Annotated in this window: 19 protein-coding genes; 10 read left to right on the forward strand and 9 right to left on the reverse strand. The window is 46.7% G+C overall.

Annotated features, from left to right (window positions below):
• Window positions 1-82: 82 nt before the first annotated feature.
• Window positions 83-1,114 carry a FecR domain-containing protein gene (locus tag AAC052_RS15760; protein WP_339814434.1) on the reverse strand — a complete coding sequence of 344 codons (1,032 nt, stop codon included), beginning with the start codon at window positions 1,112-1,114 and terminating at the stop codon, window positions 83-85.
• A 127-nt stretch (window positions 1,115-1,241) separates the two neighbouring features.
• Here AAC052_RS15760 and AAC052_RS15765 point away from each other — a divergent pair, with 127 nt between their 5' ends.
• Window positions 1,242-1,796 (forward strand): sigma-70 family RNA polymerase sigma factor, encoded by a 555-nt coding sequence (locus tag AAC052_RS15765; RefSeq protein ID WP_151998316.1) that lies wholly within the window; start codon window positions 1,242-1,244, stop codon window positions 1,794-1,796.
• A 61-nt stretch (window positions 1,797-1,857) separates the two neighbouring features.
• Here AAC052_RS15765 and AAC052_RS15770 read toward each other — a convergent pair whose 3' ends face one another.
• Window positions 1,858-3,570: a GMC family oxidoreductase gene (locus AAC052_RS15770; RefSeq protein WP_339814438.1), complete on the reverse strand. Its 1,713-nt coding sequence runs from the start codon at window positions 3,568-3,570 to the stop codon at window positions 1,858-1,860.
• Window positions 3,570-4,130, reverse strand: coding sequence for a gluconate 2-dehydrogenase subunit 3 family protein (locus AAC052_RS15775; RefSeq protein ID WP_339814440.1), 561 nt, complete (start codon window positions 4,128-4,130; stop codon window positions 3,570-3,572). The genes AAC052_RS15770 and AAC052_RS15775 overlap by 1 nt, the downstream gene beginning before the upstream one ends.
• Before the next feature lie 274 nt (window positions 4,131-4,404).
• Here AAC052_RS15775 and AAC052_RS15780 point away from each other — a divergent pair, with 274 nt between their 5' ends.
• From AAC052_RS15780 to AAC052_RS15790, 3 genes are all read left to right on the forward strand, one after another.
• Window positions 4,405-6,765 carry a TonB-dependent receptor gene (locus AAC052_RS15780; protein ID WP_339814442.1) on the forward strand — a complete coding sequence of 787 codons (2,361 nt, stop codon included), beginning with the start codon at window positions 4,405-4,407 and terminating at the stop codon, window positions 6,763-6,765.
• A 117-nt stretch (window positions 6,766-6,882) separates the two neighbouring features.
• Window positions 6,883-7,890: a Gfo/Idh/MocA family oxidoreductase gene (locus AAC052_RS15785; protein WP_339814444.1), complete on the forward strand. Its 1,008-nt coding sequence runs from the start codon at window positions 6,883-6,885 to the stop codon at window positions 7,888-7,890.
• Window positions 7,891-8,250: 360 nt separating this feature from the next.
• On the forward strand, window positions 8,251-9,675 hold the full coding sequence (locus AAC052_RS15790; RefSeq protein WP_317487461.1) for an SDR family oxidoreductase: 1,425 nt from the start codon (window positions 8,251-8,253) through the stop codon (window positions 9,673-9,675).
• Window positions 9,676-9,725: 50 nt separating this feature from the next.
• Here AAC052_RS15790 and AAC052_RS15795 read toward each other — a convergent pair whose 3' ends face one another.
• On the reverse strand, window positions 9,726-11,213 hold the full coding sequence (locus AAC052_RS15795) for a mandelate racemase/muconate lactonizing enzyme family protein (protein WP_339814446.1): 1,488 nt from the start codon (window positions 11,211-11,213) through the stop codon (window positions 9,726-9,728).
• Window positions 11,214-11,243: 30 nt separating this feature from the next.
• The gene (locus AAC052_RS15800) at window positions 11,244-12,170 is read right to left on the reverse strand and encodes an RraA family protein (RefSeq protein ID WP_317487463.1); all 927 of its coding nucleotides are present in this window, start codon (window positions 12,168-12,170) and stop codon (window positions 11,244-11,246) included.
• 263 nt (window positions 12,171-12,433) lie between these two features.
• Here AAC052_RS15800 and AAC052_RS15805 point away from each other — a divergent pair, with 263 nt between their 5' ends.
• On the forward strand, window positions 12,434-12,910 hold the full coding sequence (locus tag AAC052_RS15805; protein WP_339814448.1) for a nuclear transport factor 2 family protein: 477 nt from the start codon (window positions 12,434-12,436) through the stop codon (window positions 12,908-12,910).
• 6 nt (window positions 12,911-12,916) lie between these two features.
• Here the strand turns inward: AAC052_RS15805 and AAC052_RS15810 are convergent, their stop codons facing one another.
• Together AAC052_RS15810 and AAC052_RS15815 are read right to left on the reverse strand one after the other, a co-directional pair.
• Window positions 12,917-13,954 (reverse strand): S41 family peptidase, encoded by a 1,038-nt coding sequence (locus tag AAC052_RS15810; RefSeq protein ID WP_339814450.1) that lies wholly within the window; start codon window positions 13,952-13,954, stop codon window positions 12,917-12,919.
• Window positions 13,921-14,709, reverse strand: a complete 789-nt coding sequence (locus tag AAC052_RS15815) for a hypothetical protein (protein ID WP_317487466.1) — start codon at window positions 14,707-14,709, stop codon at window positions 13,921-13,923. The genes AAC052_RS15810 and AAC052_RS15815 overlap by 34 nt, the downstream gene beginning before the upstream one ends.
• A gap of 303 nt (window positions 14,710-15,012) precedes the next feature.
• Here AAC052_RS15815 and AAC052_RS15820 point away from each other — a divergent pair, with 303 nt between their 5' ends.
• Genes AAC052_RS15820 through AAC052_RS15835 form a run of 4 tightly spaced genes read left to right on the forward strand, consistent with a single transcriptional unit; the run spans window position 15,013 to window position 18,084 of the window.
• The gene (locus AAC052_RS15820; RefSeq protein WP_339814452.1) at window positions 15,013-16,446 is read left to right on the forward strand and encodes a M20 family peptidase; all 1,434 of its coding nucleotides are present in this window, start codon (window positions 15,013-15,015) and stop codon (window positions 16,444-16,446) included.
• 52 nt (window positions 16,447-16,498) lie between these two features.
• Complete coding sequence (locus AAC052_RS15825; protein WP_339814453.1) at window positions 16,499-16,693, forward strand: DUF433 domain-containing protein; 195 nt, start codon at window positions 16,499-16,501, stop codon at window positions 16,691-16,693.
• Window positions 16,694-17,386: an NAD-dependent deacylase gene (locus AAC052_RS15830; RefSeq protein WP_317487469.1), complete on the forward strand. Its 693-nt coding sequence runs from the start codon at window positions 16,694-16,696 to the stop codon at window positions 17,384-17,386.
• Between the two features lie 53 nt (window positions 17,387-17,439).
• A complete protein-coding gene (locus AAC052_RS15835; protein WP_339814455.1) occupies window positions 17,440-18,084 on the forward strand; it encodes a DsbA family protein in 645 nt (214 codons plus the stop codon).
• Between the two features lie 49 nt (window positions 18,085-18,133).
• Here AAC052_RS15835 and AAC052_RS15840 read toward each other — a convergent pair whose 3' ends face one another.
• Both AAC052_RS15840 and AAC052_RS15845 read right to left on the reverse strand, forming a co-directional pair.
• Window positions 18,134-18,472 carry a HepT-like ribonuclease domain-containing protein gene (locus tag AAC052_RS15840; protein ID WP_339814457.1) on the reverse strand — a complete coding sequence of 113 codons (339 nt, stop codon included), beginning with the start codon at window positions 18,470-18,472 and terminating at the stop codon, window positions 18,134-18,136.
• Window positions 18,441-18,758 (reverse strand): nucleotidyltransferase domain-containing protein, encoded by a 318-nt coding sequence (locus AAC052_RS15845; RefSeq protein ID WP_317487472.1) that lies wholly within the window; start codon window positions 18,756-18,758, stop codon window positions 18,441-18,443. The genes AAC052_RS15840 and AAC052_RS15845 overlap by 32 nt, the downstream gene beginning before the upstream one ends.
• A gap of 218 nt (window positions 18,759-18,976) precedes the next feature.
• On the opposite strand from AAC052_RS15845, the gene AAC052_RS15850 reads away from it, so the two are divergent.
• Window positions 18,977-20,038, forward strand: coding sequence for an oxidoreductase (locus AAC052_RS15850; protein WP_339814459.1), 1,062 nt, complete (start codon window positions 18,977-18,979; stop codon window positions 20,036-20,038).
• Window positions 20,039-20,142 lie beyond the last annotated feature (104 nt).

Genomic DNA, 20,142 nt, shown 5'->3' on the forward strand with positions numbered 1-20,142 from the left:
GGCTTCATGAGACTCTTTTTTAACTTGTGTTTATTTCCATAAGCTTATCGTTGGTTAATTTTAGTTGTTGTCCAAAGCGGCGTTAATAAATTCTTACGGTCTTGCTTTTGATTTCATATTCGAAATCGTAGACGAATGCCAATCCTTCCAGCACGAGTTCCAAAGGCTTGTTTTTATAAGCGCCACTGAAATCCTTTTCTAGCGATATCCTCTTTTCAACTTTGATGCTAACGCCATACCACTGTTCCAGCCTTTCCAATACTTCTCCGAATTCGGCGTTTTCGAAATATATCAAGCCTTCTTTCCATTCGAATAAATCCCTTTCATCGAATGATTCTTTGTTGAGTGTACGGTGAAGTTTTTCAAAAACGCCCATCTCACCAGGCACTAATACCAAAGTCTCCCCGTCATTTCCTGATTTCTTCCCTCCAGCTTTCTCAACCGACACTTTACCAGTTGCTACTGCCACCTTAACCCCTTCAGCATTCGGATAGGCTCTGACGGTAAACGAAGTGCCCAGAACCCTTGTAATCAACTGTTCGGTCTCTATAATAAATGGGCGGCTGGGGTCTTTAGTCACATCAAAAAAAGCTTCACCCTCCAAAGTCACCTTTCGCTCTTTACCCTCAAACCGTTCCTGATAAACGAGCTTACTGTCAGCGTTCAAGGTCACAACACTACCATCAGAAAGGATAATAGTTGACTTTTGGCCCTTTGGGTTGATTTTTTCGACATAAGTAATTGTTTCCACTTGTTCATTGGCAACAAGTGAGGTTTCCTTTCCCTTGATCAAATAGAAAACAACACTAAAAACTGCCACCGGAACTAAAACAGCGGCTACACGAAGCCAGTAAGGCATTACTCTCAGCGTCTTAGGCAGGTTCTGCTCTTTCATTTGGTCTAGCGAGGCAGCAATGCGATTTGTCAAACGCTCAGTGACCTCAACTTCCATCTGAGGAAACAGATGGCTTTCATTCCATATGATCTCCGCTTGCGGGCCAAGGTCATCCGTACCCCCTTCATCAATCAGGCGCATCAACAGGTCAACTTCCTTGTCGCTGGCCTGACCTGAAAGGTACTTTTGAAATAGCTCTTGCTTTTTTCTAGTCTTCACTTGGTTACCCTTTTGTATATATCTCCCAAAAGCCAGACGAACGGGTGACTGAGCTGGTAACTTTTTTTTATTTCTAAACTATTTTTCGACATTAGGAGATAACTAATACCTACAACACACCTACATAATGCTACGCCCTCAGCTAGTTGAAGCCATCAAAAACGGCGACAAAGAGGCTTTTGAAGAGTTGTACCACAACTATTTTCAGAGGGTGTATTTCTTTGCTTTTAAGATTTGCAAGTCGAAAGAAATTGCCGAAGAAATTACGCAGGACACCTTCATTACAATCTGGAACAAGAGAAATACGTTAGATCTCGCTCTGTCATTAGAGGGACTCATCTATAAAATTGCCAGAGATTTTTCATTCAAGCAACTGCAAAAAATAGCAAGAGTTCACACCATTGAAACTGACTTGAAAGAGTTGATCTCTAACCTCGACAATTCCACTCAGGATGAGATCAGCTTCCGGGAGTGTTTGAGAAATATCGAAGCTGTAATGGACAAGCTTCCGAAAAAAAGAAAAGAAATTTTCCAGAGAAGGATCATGGATCAGCAGAGTATAAAAATGATCAGCGAAAACATGGGAATTAGTGAAAACACAACCAAGACCCAGTTACTCAAAGCCACCAAGTTTGTCAGAGAGCAGCTCGGAAGTATTCTGTCGCTTACGCTTTTCTTGTAAAAAAATGGTGAGCGTCGGCTCACCATTTCATTTATGTTATTTTGCTGTAGTCGGTTATCTTCTAAGTCGTCTCCTTCGGCATTTCCTTCACCGCAAAATCCACCGCTCTGGCTGTTAGTGCCATGTAAGTGAGCGAGGGGTTTTGTGTGCTGGTAGAGGTCATGCAAGCCCCGTCAGTAACAAAGACGTTTTTGGCCAGATGCATCCGGTTCCACTTGTCAAGCAGCGACGTTTTAGGGTCTTTGCCCATGCGTACACCGCCCATTTCATGGATATCCAGGCCAGGCGCCTGTTTGGAATCGTTCGACTGAATGTCGGTAAAGCCGGCCATTGTGAACATCTCAGTGAGCTGCTCTATGTAGTCAGCCACCATTTTCTCGTCGTTGTCGTCATAATCCACATTGACTTTCAGCAATGGGATGCCCCACTCGTCCTTCTGCGTTGGGTCAATGCCCCAGTAATTAGACTCTTTCGGAATAGTTTCCCCCATCATATGAGAGCCTACATGCCAGCTACCCCATTCTGGGTTCAACAGGTTTGCTTTCAGCGATTCACCAACGCCACTATAGTCTCGATCGACTCCATGCCCAGCGCTGAACCCAGCTGCATAACCTCTTAAGAAGTCTGTTTCCTGTTTGTACACATTGCGGAAACGAGGGATATAACCGCTGGTAGGCCTGCGACCTACCGTTGTTTTGTCAGGGAAGCCTTCATAACGACCTGAAACTCTCGCTCTATAGTTGTGGAAGGCAGCATACTTACCAAGCAGTCCATTGTCATTTCCCAGTCCGTAAGGAAACCTATTTGACGTTGAATTGAGGAGAATCAGATTAGTATTAAGTGCTCCTGCATTTACAAATACGATGGAAGCGTAGTACTCGATCATTTCCTTCGATTCGGAATCAACCACCCGCACGCCGGTCACTTTCTCTTTCACATCGTCATAGATAAGAGAGTGTACCACAGAGAATGGTCTTAGTGTGGCATTGCCTGTTTTCAATGCCCATGGAATCGTGGACGAATTACTATTGAAGTAGCCTCCAAACGGGCACCCACGCTGACACAAGGTTCTGTTCATGCACTGGCCCCTCCCTTGCTCCAAGTGAATAGGCTGAGGCTCGGAAAGGTGGGCACAACGGGCAGAGATGATATTTCTATCCTGATAGGTCGACTCTACTTTCTCTTTGAAGTAGCCTTCTACGCAATTCAGGTCGTAGCCTGGCAAAAACTCGCCATCAGGAAGATTAGGAAGACCATCTTTGAAGCCGGCAATGCCTACAAACTTCTCAACGTAACTGTACCAGGGAGCAATGTCCTTGTACCTGATCGGCCAGTCAACAGCAAACCCATCTCTTGCAGGCCCTTCAAAGTCGAAGTCGCTCCAGCGTTGGGTCTGTCTCGCCCACATAATGGACTTGCCTCCCACCTGGTAGCCCCTGATCCAGTCAAAAGGCTTCTCTTGCACGTAGGGATGCTCTTTGTCTTTCACAAAGAAGTGCATAGAATCTTCCCGGAAATTGTAACACTTGCTTACTATCGGATTCTCTTCCACTATTTCCTGTGGCACCTGCATCCGATGCTTGAATTCCCAGGGCATCATATTGGTGGTTGGGTAGTCCACGTTGTGCTTCACATCCCTTCCCCGCTCAAGAATCAGCGTTTTCAAGCCTTTGTCGGCCAGCTCTTTGGCTGCCCATCCTCCGCTCATTCCCGAACCGATGACAATGGCGTCGTAGGTGTTTTCTTTGGTGCTGTCTATATTAAAATTTGCCATTACATTACAATTAATCCGTCAGTAGATACACATGCCTGGAAGGGGCCTGGCACGTGCTTATAGGGGAATTTTTCTGTCAAGATGTACTGCGAAGACATATAACCCCTAATCGTGTATCCCTTGGTAGCATCCAGAAATGATTTAACATCTTTCAGGCCTGGTTTAGATGCATCGTCAGCATCTTCCATGGCCATGATGTCGGTAAGAACTTTCTCTTTGTACGCCTGGTCGCCTTTTGCAAAAGCCTTGTCAAAATTTTCCTTAACAAAAGGGCCAAATTTTTGAAGACCACTCGTAAATACACCCTGCTCGCTCTTGTCCATACAATCGTCGGCCATCACCAGCACAAACTTGTAGACTTCCAGCTCGTCAGCGCCGGGAATTTCCCCTGAAGGGATAATGGTTTGTACAATTTTGGCGAGCAAATCTTGCTGATCAGCATCTATCTGCAAATTGTTAAGTGCCATGGCCACCCGCTCAGATCCGAAAGAGCATGATGGCAGGAGCGCCACTCCACCAGCAAAAAGGGCAGCTTGTTTAAGGGCGGTTCGTCTGTCCATGATTAAAATATTTCACAGTGTTGTTTCAAAGGAAAACTGAATTAAATGAATCCTGCTGAAAGAAGTAACGAATAGGCTGATTTTTATATCCCAGTATACTCTGGTGAATTATTTGCCACCTAAAATAGAACTATCTGCTACCCCCAATGCAGCCAACGGTCTTATCAACAACTTCGTGCTTTTTATCAAAAAAAATTATCGGGTAAGTAAATGTTTGGAAACCTTTGGCGGCGGTCATCGTCATTGTAGCAAGTTAAAATCTCAAAATAATCATATGCCTAATTTTTTTAAATGCTTGCTGCTGAGCAGCTTGCTCTCGGGATACTCTTTTGCCTTTGCCAGCCAGGACTTAACGCAAACAGTGAAGGGCCAGGTGCTGGATGCGCAGTCGCTGGCGCCTGTGCCAGGTGCCACGGTAATGATCGTCAACAGCAACCCCATGAAGGGTGCGGTAACCGACCTTGATGGCTATTTCAAAATTGAAAAAGTGCCTGTTGGGCGCCACCATGTGCAGATTTCATTTGTTGGCTACGAAAACAAACTGATTCCGGAAGTGCTGGTGGGCTCAGGAAAAGAAGTGGTACTGAATGTTCACCTGACAGAATCCATTGTTCAAATGGCTGAGGTGGTTGTCACTGCCTCGGAACAAGACAAAGGAACTCCACTTAACGACTTTGCCACTGTCAGTGCCAAATCCATCAACGTGGAGGAAACAAGCCGTTATGCGGCAACCTTTGATGATCCGGCCAGGGCTGCACAGTCTTTTGCAGGTGTGCGTGGCGGCGGCGATGACATCCAAAATGAGCTGGTGATCAGAGGCAACTCCCCCAGAGGCATGCTTTGGCGGGTAGAGGGCGTGGAAGTACCAAACCCCAATCACTTTGCGGAGGAGGGCTCTTCATCAGGAGGCATCAGTATTTTGAGCAACAACATGCTCGCCAATTCCGACTTTTACACAGGTGCATTTCCTGCGCAGTATGGCAACGCTCTGAGTGGTGTGTTTGACATCAAACTCAGAAAAGGCAATACCGATAAGAGAGAATACGCTTTTCAGGCGGGTGTGCTTGGCATTGCCGTGGCGGCCGAAGGCCCGCTAAAAAAAGGAGGCAAAGCTTCGTATTTATTGAACTACCGCTATTCTACACTTTCTCTGCTTAACCAACTTGGTCTGCTTCCTATCTTCGGAGAAGAAGAGATTGTGTTTCAGGATCTATCCTACAAGCTTCATTTACCGACCCGGAAGGCCGGTACCTTCTCCCTATGGGGCCTCGGGGGGCTGAGCAGAGACACCGAGCTGGCTGTGCCTGAAGATGGAGACAATTTCAACAGCAATTTTAAGTCAGGCATGGGCGCAATGGGCCTTTCCCATATCTACTTTTTGAATAACGATACTTTTCTCGAAACAAAACTCACAAGTTCCAGAGGTTACAATTCTTATGACGAAGACTCGCTGAAACTCAAGGTGCACAACAAGGAATCTTTTCTGAGGAAAGACTACCGGGTATCGACAATGCTTAATCAAAAGTTCAACGCCCGAAATACGCTGCGCTCCGGCATCATTGCCAGTTCCCTCGGCTACGACCTCATTTCAAGCTACTACAACAATATTGATGACACCACTTACACGGGACTAGACGCAGCCGGTAGCATGTTGTTCCTTCAGGGTTTCTCACAATGGCAGTACCGGGCAGGTGAGCATCTGACGTTGAACACAGGGTTCCACTATTCGCACCTTTTTCTGAAAAACCAGCATGCACTGGAACCACGTTTTGGAATGAAGTGGACAGTTGCCAGGGGTTCATCGATAACTGCAGGCATTGGGCTTCACAGCCGCCTTGAATCGGCGTCGCTCTATCTGGCTAACGAAACCCTTGAAGATGGAACCCTGGTTCAGCACAACAAGGGCCTCGAGATGAGCAAAGCCGGTCATTTTGTAATTGGTTATGAAAAACAGCTGACCGAGAACGTTCGGCTAAAAGCCGAAGCCTATTATCAGCACCTTTATAATGTACCGATTGCACAAGTGACAAATACGGATGAATGGGCGCCAACATTTAGTGTACTGAACGCCAAAGATGGCTACACGACTCGTCCGTTAACCAACGACGGAACCGGGCGCAACTATGGCCTCGAACTAACGCTGGAAAAGTTCTTAACAAACGGTTTTTACTATATGGTCACTTCCTCACTGTACCAGTCGAAGTATACCGGAGCGGATGGTATCGAACGAAACACACGTTTCAACGGAAATTTTACCGGTAATTTTATCGCTGGTAAAGAGTATAAGGTCGGCAGAACAAAGGATAATCTTCTCGGCTTCAATACCCGGGTGATTTATGCTGGCGGCAACCGGAAAGTACCGATTAATCTTGAGCAAAGCATTGCTGAGGACAGAACAGTGTTAGACTATGCGAATGCTTATGACCAACGTATGCCCGACTATGCCCGATTGGATGTTGGCATAAGCTACCGCCGCAACAAACCCGGACATTCGTCCATCCTTTCAATTAATGTTCAGAATGTAACAGCCAGATACAATGTGTTTGGTGAGTACTTTGACAGCAGAACTGGCAAAATTGAGACATTCCAGCAGTTGGGGCTTTTGCCTAACCTGAGCTATAGATTAGAATTTTAAAAGCCGATGCCACAAAAGATATAACAAAACCGGTCGGGAGTTTTCCCAAACCCCAGAATTTCTCCACAGTTCTGGGGTTTATTTTTATCTTTAACTTTTACGAAAGACACAATTTTTATGTTTAACACCCTCAAAGAAGTACGCTGGGGCATTATTGGCGTAGGCGATGTATGCGAAGTAAAAAGTGGTCCGGCATTCCAGAAAGTAGAAAACTCAAGCCTCGTGGCCGTCATGCGGCGCAACGGCGAAAAGGCAGCTGACTTCTCCAAAAGACACGGCGTCCCAAAATGGTATGACGATGCTGACAAACTTATTAACGACCCTGATATCAACGCCATCTATATCGCCACTCCTCCCGGCTCACATGCCGATTATACTTTCAAAACTGCCAAGGCAGGCAAGCCAGTGTACGTAGAAAAGCCTATGGCCCGGAGCACATCAGAATGTCAGGCCATGGTGGATGCCTGCAAGCAAGCTGGTGTTCCGCTATTCATCGCCTACTACCGCAGAATGCTGCCCAATTTTTTGAAGGTAAAATCATTGATTGAATCTGGGGTAATTGGCGACGTGAGGTATGTAAATATTAAGCTCAACAAGCCACTGGAGCCGGACATCGTTGGGGCCGCAGGCGACCCCGACAACTGGCGCATTTTCCCTGAGGTAGCGGGTGGTGGCTATTTCTACGACCTTGGTTGCCATCAACTTGACATACTGGACTTTTTGCTAGGCCCTGTGAAACACGCCCATGGTTATGCGGCCAACCAGGGTGGTATTTACCCGGCAGAAGATATTGTGACTGGCTCATTCGTTTTTGAAAGTGGTGTGCTCGGGCAGGGAACCTGGTGCTTTGCTACCTCAGATGCCTCAGATGAAGAGGTAACTACCATCATTGGCAGCAAGGGTGAGATTTCTTTCCCCTATTTCAGCGACCACTCCGTGACATTGAAAGTGGAAGGAAAGCCCGCCGAAAGGATGACGTTTGATATCCCCAGACACATTCAGCAGCCACTCATACAAACCATCGTAGACGAACTCACTGGCAAAGGCAAATGTCCAAGCACAGGCGTTTCAGCCACCCGAACAAATTGGGTAATGGAGCAGCTTTGCAAAAGAATTGATCAGTAGATTGGTCTGTCGGGGGACAGACCAACGGGACAGTCTTTTTCTTTGTATTCATCTGTATATAATTTGTTCCTCAGCGGCCACCGGTTCGCCGGTGCGATCGGTCCGCCGAAGCGGGAATAGCTTTTACCAATGGGAATGTATATTTAGATTTTCGATTCACTTATTCATCGTTCCACGCCGGTTCCGTTGGGTATGGTATTCCTTATGGCTATTTCATCAGTACTAAATGGGCTACCACCCAAGGGCTGTCCCCTGACAGCCCTTAAACTAAAGCCGTTTCGTCCGGCAAATAAACAGAACGGCACCTCCTTGGTTATACTGATAACATGAGGCTCTTCCTCATCCACTTGAATCAATTCTATGAGAATTCTCCTGACCGGCGCCACCGGCTACATCGGCAAAAGGTTGCTTCCGGCTTTGGTCAACCACGGCCATGAGGTGATATGCTGCGTAAGAGATGCCAAACGATTCAACCCACCAAAACACCTGGATGGGCACATCGAGGTGGTGGAGGTCGATTTTCTAAAAAAAGACACCCTTAAAAACATTCCTGAAGGTATCGATGCTGCCTACTACCTCATTCATTCAATGTCGGGCTCATCAGGCAAATTCAATGAGCTCGAAAGCAAGTCCGCCCACAATTTCAACAAAGCAGTAGCAGGCAAGAAAATCGAACAGGTCATCTACCTAAGCGGAATTGTGAACGAAGAAACCCTTTCAAAACACCTGGCTTCAAGAAAAGAAGTGGAGAATATCCTGTCGCAAGGCAACTTTGCGCTCACCACCTTGCGGGCTGGCATCATCGTTGGGTCAGGAAGTGCTTCTTTTGAAATCATCAGAGACCTCGTGGAGAAGCTACCCGTGATGATCACTCCCCGTTGGCTCAACACCCGCTGCCAGCCTGTTGGCATTACTGATGTCATTCTTTTTCTGTCGAGTGTGTTACACAACAAAGCCACCTACAACGACAACTATGACATAGGAGGGCCCGACGTGCTCACCTACAAAGAAATGTTACTGGGGTTCGCCAAGGCACGAAAACTGAAAAGATGGATCTTTACCCTGCCGGTCATGACACCAAAGCTGTCATCATATTGGCTATTTTTTGTCACTTCTACTTCCTATCGGCTGGCAGTGACCCTGGTCGACAGCATGAAAGTGGAAGTGGTTTGCAGCGACGACCGCCTGGCCAAGCTTCTGGACATTGAAACAATCAGCTATGCCGAGGCACTTGCAAAAGCCTTCTCAAAAATCAATCAGCATGTAGTGCCTTCAAGCTGGAAAGACAGCTTGGTAAGTGGAAGAATGAGTGAAAACCTTTCGGAATACATCGAAGTGCCAGTTTACGGATGCCTCAAAGACAAAAGGGATGTGAAGGTGAAGGACACAGACAAAGTCCTTGACCGCATCTGGGCGCTGGGCGGCGAAACTGGCTGGTACTATGGCAATTGGTTGTGGAAGCTTCGGGGCTTTCTCGACAAACTCGTGGGCGGTGTAGGGCTTAGGCGAGGCAGAACCAACGTCAACGACATCAATGCTGGCGACTCATTGGATTTTTGGCGTGTGCTGTACGCCAATAAAGATGAAAAGCGACTCTTGCTCTTTGCCGAAATGAAAGTGCCTGGCGAGGCCTGGCTGGAGTTCATCATAGACGACGGCGTGCTTTATCAGACGGCCACTTTCAGACCCAGAGGCTTATGGGGAAGGCTTTACTGGTACTCCATCTTCCCTATCCATGGGCTTGTGTTCGGTGGAATGCTGAGAGAACTCAACAATACAAAATAGCAAAAGGCCCATCAAATAACGGGCCTTTTCTTATTGACATCTGAAGCATATTAGCTCCAAAGTCTGTCCCATGATCTCTCTACGTCCCACTCCGGCGTAGGTGCGAAATACTTGTTGTTCTCAGGATCTAGGTGCTGCTTCACTACTTCTTCGTTGAGCTCAACACCCAGGCCGGGCGCATCAGGAACCGGCGCAAAGCCCTTTTCGATCATGATCCCTTTCCCAGTCATCTTCACCAGGTTCTGCCAGTAGTCCAGGTCTACCGAATGGTGCTCAAGGGCCATGAAATTCTGGGTAGCCGCCGCACAGTGAACATTGGCCATGAATGATATCGGTGTTCCGGCAAAGTGCATCGCCATCGCCACACCCTTTTCTTCTGCATAATCACCAATCTTCTTGGTTTCCAGCAAACCACCTGAAGTAGCGAGGTCAGGATGCACAATATCAATTGCCCTTGCGTCAATCAGCTTGATGAATTCTTCCTTCAGGTAAATATCTTCGCCTGTTGTTGTCGGGGTTTCAATGGCGTCGGATATCATCTTCCATTGTTCTGTAAACTTCCACGGAATAAGATCTTCCAGCCACGCTAGTCTGTACTTTTCCACAGCTCTACCTAACCTTATGGCGTTGTTGTGATCGAAGTGGCCATAGTGATCGGACGCAAGCGGAATAGAATAACCTATTTTGTTTCTGACTCTTTCTATCCGCTGCATCAGAATATCAAGCCCCTTGTCGGTAATCTGCACCTGAGTAAACTGATGTTCTGTCGATCCGTAGGTCATTGGCTCGTTGGTCCACTGCCGACCAGTGTCCCAAAAGTTACTGTTTGCCACTGTGTCGGGAATATCTCTCAGGAGTTCAATACCAAAGTCCATTTTCATGAAGGTGAAGCCTTGCTCATCAACTCTTTTAGCCACCATGGCTGTGAATTCGTCTTCGTTTCTTCCCTGAGGCGTATCGGCATACAAACGAACCTTGTCTCTGTATTTACCGCCTAAAAGCTGATAAGCCGGAACATTGTAAGCTTTGCCCGCCAAATCCCACAAAGCCATTTCTACCGCACAAACTCCCCCACCCTGGCGACCATGGAAACCGAACTGCTTGATACGTTTGAAGATCTGCTCCACGCTGCATGGATTCATGCCCTTGATGCGGCTTTTTAAGAACATTGCATAACGCCACGAAGCACCATCTCTCACCTCACCATAGCCCGAAATCCCCTGATTGGTATCAATTCTAATCACGGGGCAGCGGGCATGACCATTCATTACAACAGCATACCGCATGTCAGTGATTTTGAGATCAGAGGGAGCTGCGTAGCGGTTTACTTTGGATGTCGAATGCGCCATGGTATCCTCTATGCTGCTAAACATAAAGCCTCCCAAAGCCAGGCCGCCAAGGCCCACCTTTTTCATAAAGTCTCGACGATTGTCGCCACTTTCTTCACTGCTGCTTGCTTCGGGCGTAGCAACAGGCTCATCTTTTATCCCAAGCTTTTCTAAGTACTTATCGGAGGGTGTTTTTTCTTGATTAATCATAAGTTGGTTTTTATCAAGTGAAAATTTCAATTACCACGTTCTGTCTTTCATATAGGCGTCTAGCTCTGCCCTTGACATTGGAATTTTATCAGGATTAGCATCAAGCCATTTTAGAAAGTCATTCTTAATTTCATCGGTCCATCTTTGGTCAATCTGCCCTGGTGTAAACTTGCCCTCTCTCAGCCTCTGATGGCCAAACTGGTCTCTCAGCGCTATGAATTCAGCATTAATAAGTAAATCGGCAAGAAGATGCGCCGGAATGAAGATAACGCCACCTTTTTTGGCCAAAACAGCGTCTCCAGGCAACACGGTAGCCCTTCCTATTCGTATCGGAACGTTGATACCGCCGAGCATCATGCCCTGGATATAGGAAGGATCGTACCCCTTCACCCACATATTAAAGCCGTCAATTTTTGACAACCCTTCTTCGTCACGTACAGAACCGTAAAAAATGACCCCGTTTTTCGATTTGGCGTAAATGGAGTTGCCCAGATTGTCGCCAATGAGTGTGCCATCAACGATTTTTCCGTAGCTATCGGCCACGTAAATGTCACCTGGCTTCAGCATGTCGATAGGCCACGAATTGAAGTTTCCAATCCGATTCTCAGCTTTTCCTTTTGCCATAATCATCTCATGGTAATCGGCCCTGGCTGGCATGTATTGCACTGTGAGTGCACGGCCAGTCATAGGCTTTTCATTGTCCATAATCATCCAATCGCCTTCAAACTGGTTGTGGTACCCTTTGTTTCGCATGATACCCCATGCCTCTTCAATAGAAATATTTTTCAAGCGCTCCAGATGATCATCCGGCACCTTTGGCCGACCATCCGCCAGCCGCTCGCCCTTCCATTCGGAGGTCATTGCAACGATTTGATCTTTAGTTAATGTGACCTGCTGGGCAGAAAGGGAGGTGGCGAAAAGTAATAAAGCAGCTATTAGACAACAATACTTGTTCATCGATGAAGTGTGTTTAAGTGGTAAAAGAATTCTTATCAACTGTCTGTGATTGAAGATAAGAATTAAAATGCAATTAGGCCGAATCGTTATTTCTGAATGGTCAATAATGAATGATTTGCCACCCTATTTTGGGATATGCAGATCAGCCTCTTACCAATTCACGGCTGGGTCTCACCGAACCCGCCGCCGACTGAGTAAACTCTCTAACTTTGAACTACCCAAAACTTTGGCCAATTTGCTCCAGACTGTATCAACACATTAATATGGCCCTCACCAATAAAGAAGTGATCGAAAGCTTTTACAGTGCATTCGCCCGGCACGATCCAGAGGCCATGGCAGCTCTTTATCATGACGAAGTAGAATTCTCTGATCCAGTCTTCGAAACATTGAAAGGTGAACAAGCCAGAAACATGTGGCGGATGCTGATTGAAAGAGGTAAGGAGACCCTTTCGATTAAATTTTCTAACGTTCAAGCCACCGAAACAAATGGAACTGCCAACTGGACAGCCGACTACCTTTTTAGCAGCACCGGCAACATGGTTCACAATGTGGTTTCAGCCAGCTTTGAGTTCAAAGATGGGAAAATAATCAGGCACACCGATTATTTCAGCTTTTGGAAATGGAGCAGGCAAGCACTGGGCACTGCCGGACTTTTGTTGGGATGGACTCCGTTTCTCAAGAAAAAGGTAAGTGAGCAAGCCAAAAAGGGGCTGGAAAAGTACTCAAAAAACAGAGCGTAGACCCGACTACTGGCTGTCAAGCACCCTCAGCGCTTCCAGCAGCGCATAATCCGTATCGTCAAGCGAATTTTGGGCCACCATAGTCACCGGTATGTCCGGTACCAACCCGATACCTTCGTAGGTATTATTGTCCGGGTCGGCGGCTATCCAGCTTGACAGCCTGAATACCCATCCATTCGGGAGTTCTCTCAAAATGGGGTTCCCTGAGCCTCCGCCGGTAGTGTCCCCCACAATCGTGACTTGAGGAAATAACCTCATAGCCAATACAAACTCCTCAGAAGCGCTAAAAGTCTTCTTATCAGTCAAAACAACAACCGGCTTATTATATTGAGAAGGCCCTTCAGGCGACACGGTTCGTTCGTCCCAGTCGGTAAAATCGCCATGCCCCGGGCCATTCTTGTATTTTACTTTCAGATACAGTCTCTCTTTGTCAGCAAATCTGCTGGCGATGGTCTGACTTTTTGTGGTACTCCCACCACCGTTAGACCGTACGTCGACAATAAGCCCGTCTTCTTTTTTTAATGCCTCAAGTATATCGTCTATTTTCTCGTAGTCTTCAATGTCCCCTCCGAAGGTTTTGATATGAATATAGCCTACATTTTGCCGAAGGAGCTCAGCATATTCAATGGAGCTTCCGGCCTGCTTCACATTGTAAAGGTATGGCTTCACGTTTTCTGCCCCGACAGGTCTCTCACCATTGGCAAAATCGTAAGTTGACACCCCATAAGGACTGATCACATTCACATGACCATCTTTCAACTCGAGCGACAGCTTGGCCAAAACCTGAAAAAACTGACCATCGTTTGCTGCCAACTCTGCCAAGGGACGATATACGTGATACAGTGAGTCCCAGTCTATGTTTTTTAGCTCAAAGAAGGAATAATTACGGTCAAATTCGGACCAGAACACCTCAAAATTGCTCACATAGGTATCCTCCGGCTCATCTTCGAAAAAAGCACGTTCGCATCCAAAAAGGATCACTCCCACCAAAATAAACGCTATCGTTTTTGTCATTTTCGTGAAGCCCATGAGATTGAAACACATAATTCATGATTAGCCATTTGAAATGGATAGTTTCGTTCGTAGCGAAGGTATCTCCATTTGTAGGCAGTTGACAAGATTGTTTTGTCAGTAAGTGGTATGGAATAACACAAGCTAGAGGCAAGGTCTAAAAAATTATTGGCGAACACCATTCCCTTAGGGACATCCCTGAACCTTTGAAAGCCCCTGATGGGATGGTAATCTCTGGAGATGAGATAAGCCATTGAGCCCCAGGCAATGCTCCACTCAAGCCTCCTGCCTTTTTTAATAGTATTTCTTAATTTGACAATTAATTCAGGCGAAGAAAAAAACTCTCCCGTGAACGGATCCTGCCCGCCGATGGGGCTGTTAAACGCATAGGTTCGGGACGAAGCCTGATTCACCAGGTTGATGCCGCCATGCACAGACAACCGCCCGCCTGTCTTCGATCTGGATAAATTAGTAAGATACTGTACATCCATGTTAGACACGAAAGTCTTTAGTTTGAGCCTTGAGTTGTCAGCTGTTAACCTCGACATGGCCACCGCTGCCTCGAGGTGCCACTCACCAAACCCTTTTTCCTTCTCCCACGTGACGCCAACGGGCACGGCACCGCCTGAAAAGTTTCTAAACGACTCAAGCTCGTCTCTTATCAGAAACGAACGGAAGCCGGTGGAAACGCCCAGCCTGGCAGGCATCGAAGTGGGTGAGCCCTGCGCATACAAGGATCCGAAGGACAAAAAACATAATAGCAGGAAGACAAGGATTTGTTTAATCATTCAACCGACAAATAAACGACATTAGTCACTACACCTTTTCATTAAAAAATTCGGCAAACAAGCTCTTGCGTCTAAAATTTTAAAAAAAGCCGGTAACAGGCACCTAAATTTTTGACTTTATCAAAACGGCACTACTGAAACCATTCAATTATGTGAGACACTTATTCTCAGCCGCCAAATATAATTTTGGTCACCCCGGAAACGCATTCTAAACTTCCCTAAGTTTCTGCAATTCCATATTCATCATTTATATTGAAGGTCAAATTGACAACATAAGTTTATCATTCCAAACCAACCGTAACCGTGAAAAGAATACTAATGATTATTGGGGCTGCCATTTTGCTCCTTGTACTTGTTGTGCTGGTTAAAACCCTGACCTTCACCTCCGAAACATTTGAGGTGGCATCTGTCACGCCAATTGAAGTACCAGATGCTGCGTTAGAGCGCTTTCAAAAAGCTATTCAATATAAAACCATCTCTTTTGGTTATCCCGCCACTCCTGACTCAGCAGAGTTTTACGGTTTTCATAATTTCCTGGCAGAGGCCTTCCCTTTGATCGACAGTTTATTGGAAAAAAAGGTGATAGCCGGGTACAGCCTCCTCTACAAATGGCAGGGCACGGATGCCTCTGCTAAGCCTGTCATTCTGATGTCGCACATGGATGTGGTGCCGGTTGACGAAGGTACTCTAGCCAATTGGGAGGCACCTCCGTTTTCAGGCGAAATTAAGAATGGGTTTATCTATGGACGTGGTACCATGGATGACAAAGTGGGCATAATGAGCATCCTGGAGGCAGTGGAAATGTCGCTGACGGATGGTCTTCAGCCCAAGCGAACCATCTATCTGGCTTTCGGGCACGACGAAGAAGTAGGTGGCGAACAAGGTGCGGGGGCCATTGGCAAGTACCTGGAAGAGCAGGGTGTCAGCGCTGAGTTCGTAGTGGACGAAGGCGGCTATGTGGCTGATGGCATGGTGCCCGGCGTAAAAAAGCCGGTTGCCATCATCAACGTCGCTGAAAAGGGATTTATCTCTTATGAACTAACTATTACAACTCCCGGAGGTCATTCTTCTATGCCTCCTGCAGATAACACCATTGGTTCCCTGGCAGCGGCCATTGTGAAGCTGGAAGCTAACCAGTTTCCCTACAAAATGACCCCTACCCTTCAGGAGCAAATCAATATTGTTGGACCGGAAATGCCCTTTATGCAAAAAATGGCCTTCGCCAACACCTGGCTGCTTGGAGGCAAAATTTTGGAAGGGCTTAACGCCCACACCACCACCGCACCAACGATCATCAAAGGCGGAGTAAAAGACAATGTGATTCCTACCAGCGCTACTGCGGTGGTCAACTTCCGGGTGATGCCTGGAGAAACAACTCAGGAAGTATTGGAGCATATCATTGAGGTAGTGGCCGACGACCGCATTACAATAAAACCAGTAAGTAGCATCAACGAGCCATCGGGAGTAGCTGACCATAATTCGCCATCCTATCAGTTGATTTCCAAAACCGTGAAGCAGCTAATGCCCGGCACTATTGTCACGCCCGGCTTGCTAGGCGGAGGCACCGACACCAAGCACTACCGAAATGTATCAGAAAACCAGTATCGCTTCTTTCCAATCCGCCTCTCTCCCGACAATGCTACAGGGTTTCATGGCATCAACGAGCACCTGGCTGTCGACAATTATAGAGAAGTGGTGCAATTCTTCCATCAGTTGATTAAGAATATTAATGAGTAATGAATTCTTTGATTTTGGTGTTATCTTGGATATAAATAGCCATGAATAAGCTTTGGCAAGATACATCTCATCTGACTCCAAAGTCATGTATGGCAAGCCTGTCATAAAAGGCACTAGAATCCCTGTTGACCTAATTATTGAAAAATTGAGATCTGGAGAAACCTCAATAGGTATTCTTCTTTCTTATCCAAGCATTAGTCAGGAGGCCATCAACGCCTGTCTTTATTGGTCGCTGAAATCAAGCTAAATGAAAAAAATCGTCGTCCTTACCGGAGCCGGCATCAGTGCAGAAAGCGGCCTCAAAACCTTCCGGGATGCTGGTGGGCTTTGGGAAGGCTTCGATGTGATGGAGGTGGCATCTATTGATGGCTGGCGCCGTAACCGTGAGCTGGTGCTCGACTTCTACAATATGCGACGGAAGCAGGCACTGGAAGCCAAACCAAACCCAGGTCATTTTGCGTTGGCCGACCTTGAAAAAGATTTTGAAGTCGTTATTGTTACGCAAAATGTAGACAAACTGCACGAAATGGCCGGCTCCACCAATATCATCCATCTGCACGGCCAGCTTTTTCAATCAAGGAGCTCGCTGGACGAAAACCTCATCTATGAAATGGACGGATGGGAACTCAAGCTGGGCGACAAATGCGAAAGAGGTTCCCAGCTGAGGCCGAATATCGTTTGGTTTGGAGAAATGGTACCGTTGATAGAGGATGCCGCCAGAGAGGTGATGTCTGCCGATATATTCATGGTGGTAGGTACCTCGCTGGCCGTATATCCTGCCGCCAGCCTGCTGCATTACACTGCCGACCATGCACCAAAGTTCGTCATCGACCCTAGTCTGCCCAATCTGCCTAACCTTCCCCATTTCTACCTTTACGAAGAGCTGGCCAGCACTGGCGTGGCTAAAGCTGCTGAAAAAATCAGAGCAGAGTTTTTGTAGTATCTGAACCTTTTATCGTATAGAATTGATTGAATGTATAGACATTTAATTCGATGAAGAAAGACACAATCATTTACATATTCGATCCTTTGTGCGGCTGGTGCTATGGTTTTAGTGGCACTATTGTCGACCTGTTCAATAAAAGAAAAGAGGACTTCGACTTCGAGGTAGTGGTGGGAGGCATGATCACAGGCACCCGAATTGCGCCATTTTCTACAATGCACGGATATGTTTCCAGTGCTTACAAAAGGGTGGAAGAGATGACAGGAGCAAAGTTTGGGGAGCCTTATCTGAATGAACTGTTGCCTTCCGGAGCTTTGATGAACTCCGAGCCCCCTTCACGGGCAGTGGTTACTTTCCGCAGCTTTCTGCCTGACCAGGTGGTACCTTTTGCCCATGCACTGCAAAAGAAGCAGTACCTGGAAGGCCGTGATTTCGCAGACAATACGGTTTACGAAGAGCTGGCTGTTCAATTTGGACTAGACCCAAAAGCCTTTATCGAAAAGTTTGAGTCGGAAGAAATGAAATACCAAACCGCACAGGATTTCCAGTGGAGCAATAGCGCAGGCGTGAAGGGATTCCCAACAGTAGTGTTGAAAAACGACCAGGGATACTATTTGATATCGAACGGTTTCAGACCTTTGGATGAAGTCGAGAAAGTGATTGAAACCATTCAAGGCATGGCGAAAGAGGCATAGTCTCGATTGAAACGACTACAAAAGTTTGACGGTTCTTGGGAACCTTATGCTAATCAATCACCGCCCAACTTACTATCTCTTTCTTTAGTAGCGGCAGGTGTCTTGTGACTATCGACCAAATGATGGAATCATCGATATCATCATAAGCATGTATAATCCTGTTTCTCATACTTATAATTTGATGAGCATGATTTATTTCGTTGTTGCCTGATTCCTTTAAAAATTTATTGACCGCTTCGCCAATAATTCCGAGATGACGTTCGACCGCCGCCCTTGTTCTTGTATCTTTTTCATAGGCAGCAAAGGAGGCGACATCTATCGTGAACTGTTCGATAAGAAGGATCGATTTAAAAATATCAGATAAGAACTTTTTCTCTCTCTCGGTCATATACGAGCTTCTTTGTCCGATCAATATTGGCTTTGAGAATGGGGTTCCTAATTGAATTCTCAGTCAGCAGGTCTACCCTTCTTTTAAAGAACTCCTCAAACTTGTCCCAAAGAGAAAGCAAAGCTTCGCCTCGATCGGCAGGATCGTCAATATCAAGAGAAACGACGATGTCAATATCGCTTTTTATAGGGTCAAATTTGTCGGTAATAGACGAGCCGAAAGCATAAATCTTTATCACGTTATGCGCCCTGCACAACTCAATAAATTCTGTTTCACGTTCTTTCATTAAGGATATTATATCCATAGTCAAATATACTTAAAAATTCGGATGTCGTAGCTGCGTGGCTTACGATCTAAAAAAGAGAGCTACACCCATGCTCTATCCCCTGACAGACCGGATCAATATTTCCCACTGCAAGGTGTGGTTCCTGACAACCCCAAAGCGGCAGGTTCTTTAAACCACACGCCCATTGCTCTCGTCTTTTTCTTTCCTACCTTCGAGCCATGGCAAACAATCCCCTTAATGTAGGTCTGATCGGCTTCGGAATAGCCGGCCAGGTATTTCATGCACCCATCATCGTCAGTGTGCCCGGGCTCCACCTCCATAAGATCCGTGAGTCGAGGCCAGGTAATATTGCTCTGGCCAATCAGCGGTTTCCTCAAGCCACAGTGGTGGCAGATGTCGAAGACCTTTTCAAAGACCCTGCCATTGACCTAATTGTGGTGGCGACGTCAAATACCTCTCACTTTGAGCTGACCAAACGAGCCCTGGAGGCCGGTAAGCATGTGCTGGTGGAAAAGCCGTTTACCATTACCTCTGCTGACGCCGATGAGCTGATTGCTATAGCGAAAAAATATAATCGTGTTCTCACCGTGCACCACAACCGACGGTTCGATGGCGACTTCAACACAATAAGAAAGATTATCAAGGAGGGCTTGTTGGGCACTATTGTAGAAATGGAAATCCACTACGATCGGTTCCGCAACTACCTGAAGCCCAATGCGTGGAGAGAAGAAGATTTGCCTGGCTCCGGCATTTTGTACGATCTGGGCTCGCACCTGATCGACCAGGCACTTACCCTATTCGGAATGCCCAAAGAGGTATCAGCTTTTACAGCCCACCAAAGAGCCGGCTCCAAAACGGTGGATAATTTTGAAGTAATCCTGCATTACCCTGCACTGAAGGTGACCCTAAAAGCCGGCATGCTGGTAAGAGAGTCTGGCTATAGGTTCGTAATTTATGGTGACCAGGGTACGTTCGTGAAAAGCGGCATTGATGTGCAGGAAGAAGCATTGAAGGCCGGAAAGATTCCCTCTGAAACACCTAACTGGGGAGTGGAACCGGAAGAGATCTGGGGCAAGATCAACACGAATTACAAAGGCATGCATATGATAGCCAAAATAGAATCAGAGGTGGGTGACTACCCGGGGCTGTACGCTAATGTGCGGGATGCCATCAATGGGATCGGCAGACTTGAAGTCACAGCCGGGCAGTCCAGAGATGTGATCCGCATCATAGAGCTGGCCATGCAAAGCGCCACCGAGAAAAAAACTGTAGCGGTCTAATAATGGTGAATGTCCATTGTGATCCTCTATTGGGACATCAGCATCCCTTTCCTCACCAGCGTCATGTCGACCCCGAGGTACGAGGGAGACATCCCCTGGGTGAT

Source organism: uncultured Imperialibacter sp., assembly GCF_963974565.1.
In the GTDB taxonomy this organism is placed as follows: Bacteria; Bacteroidota; Bacteroidia; order Cytophagales; family Cyclobacteriaceae; genus Imperialibacter; species Imperialibacter roseus.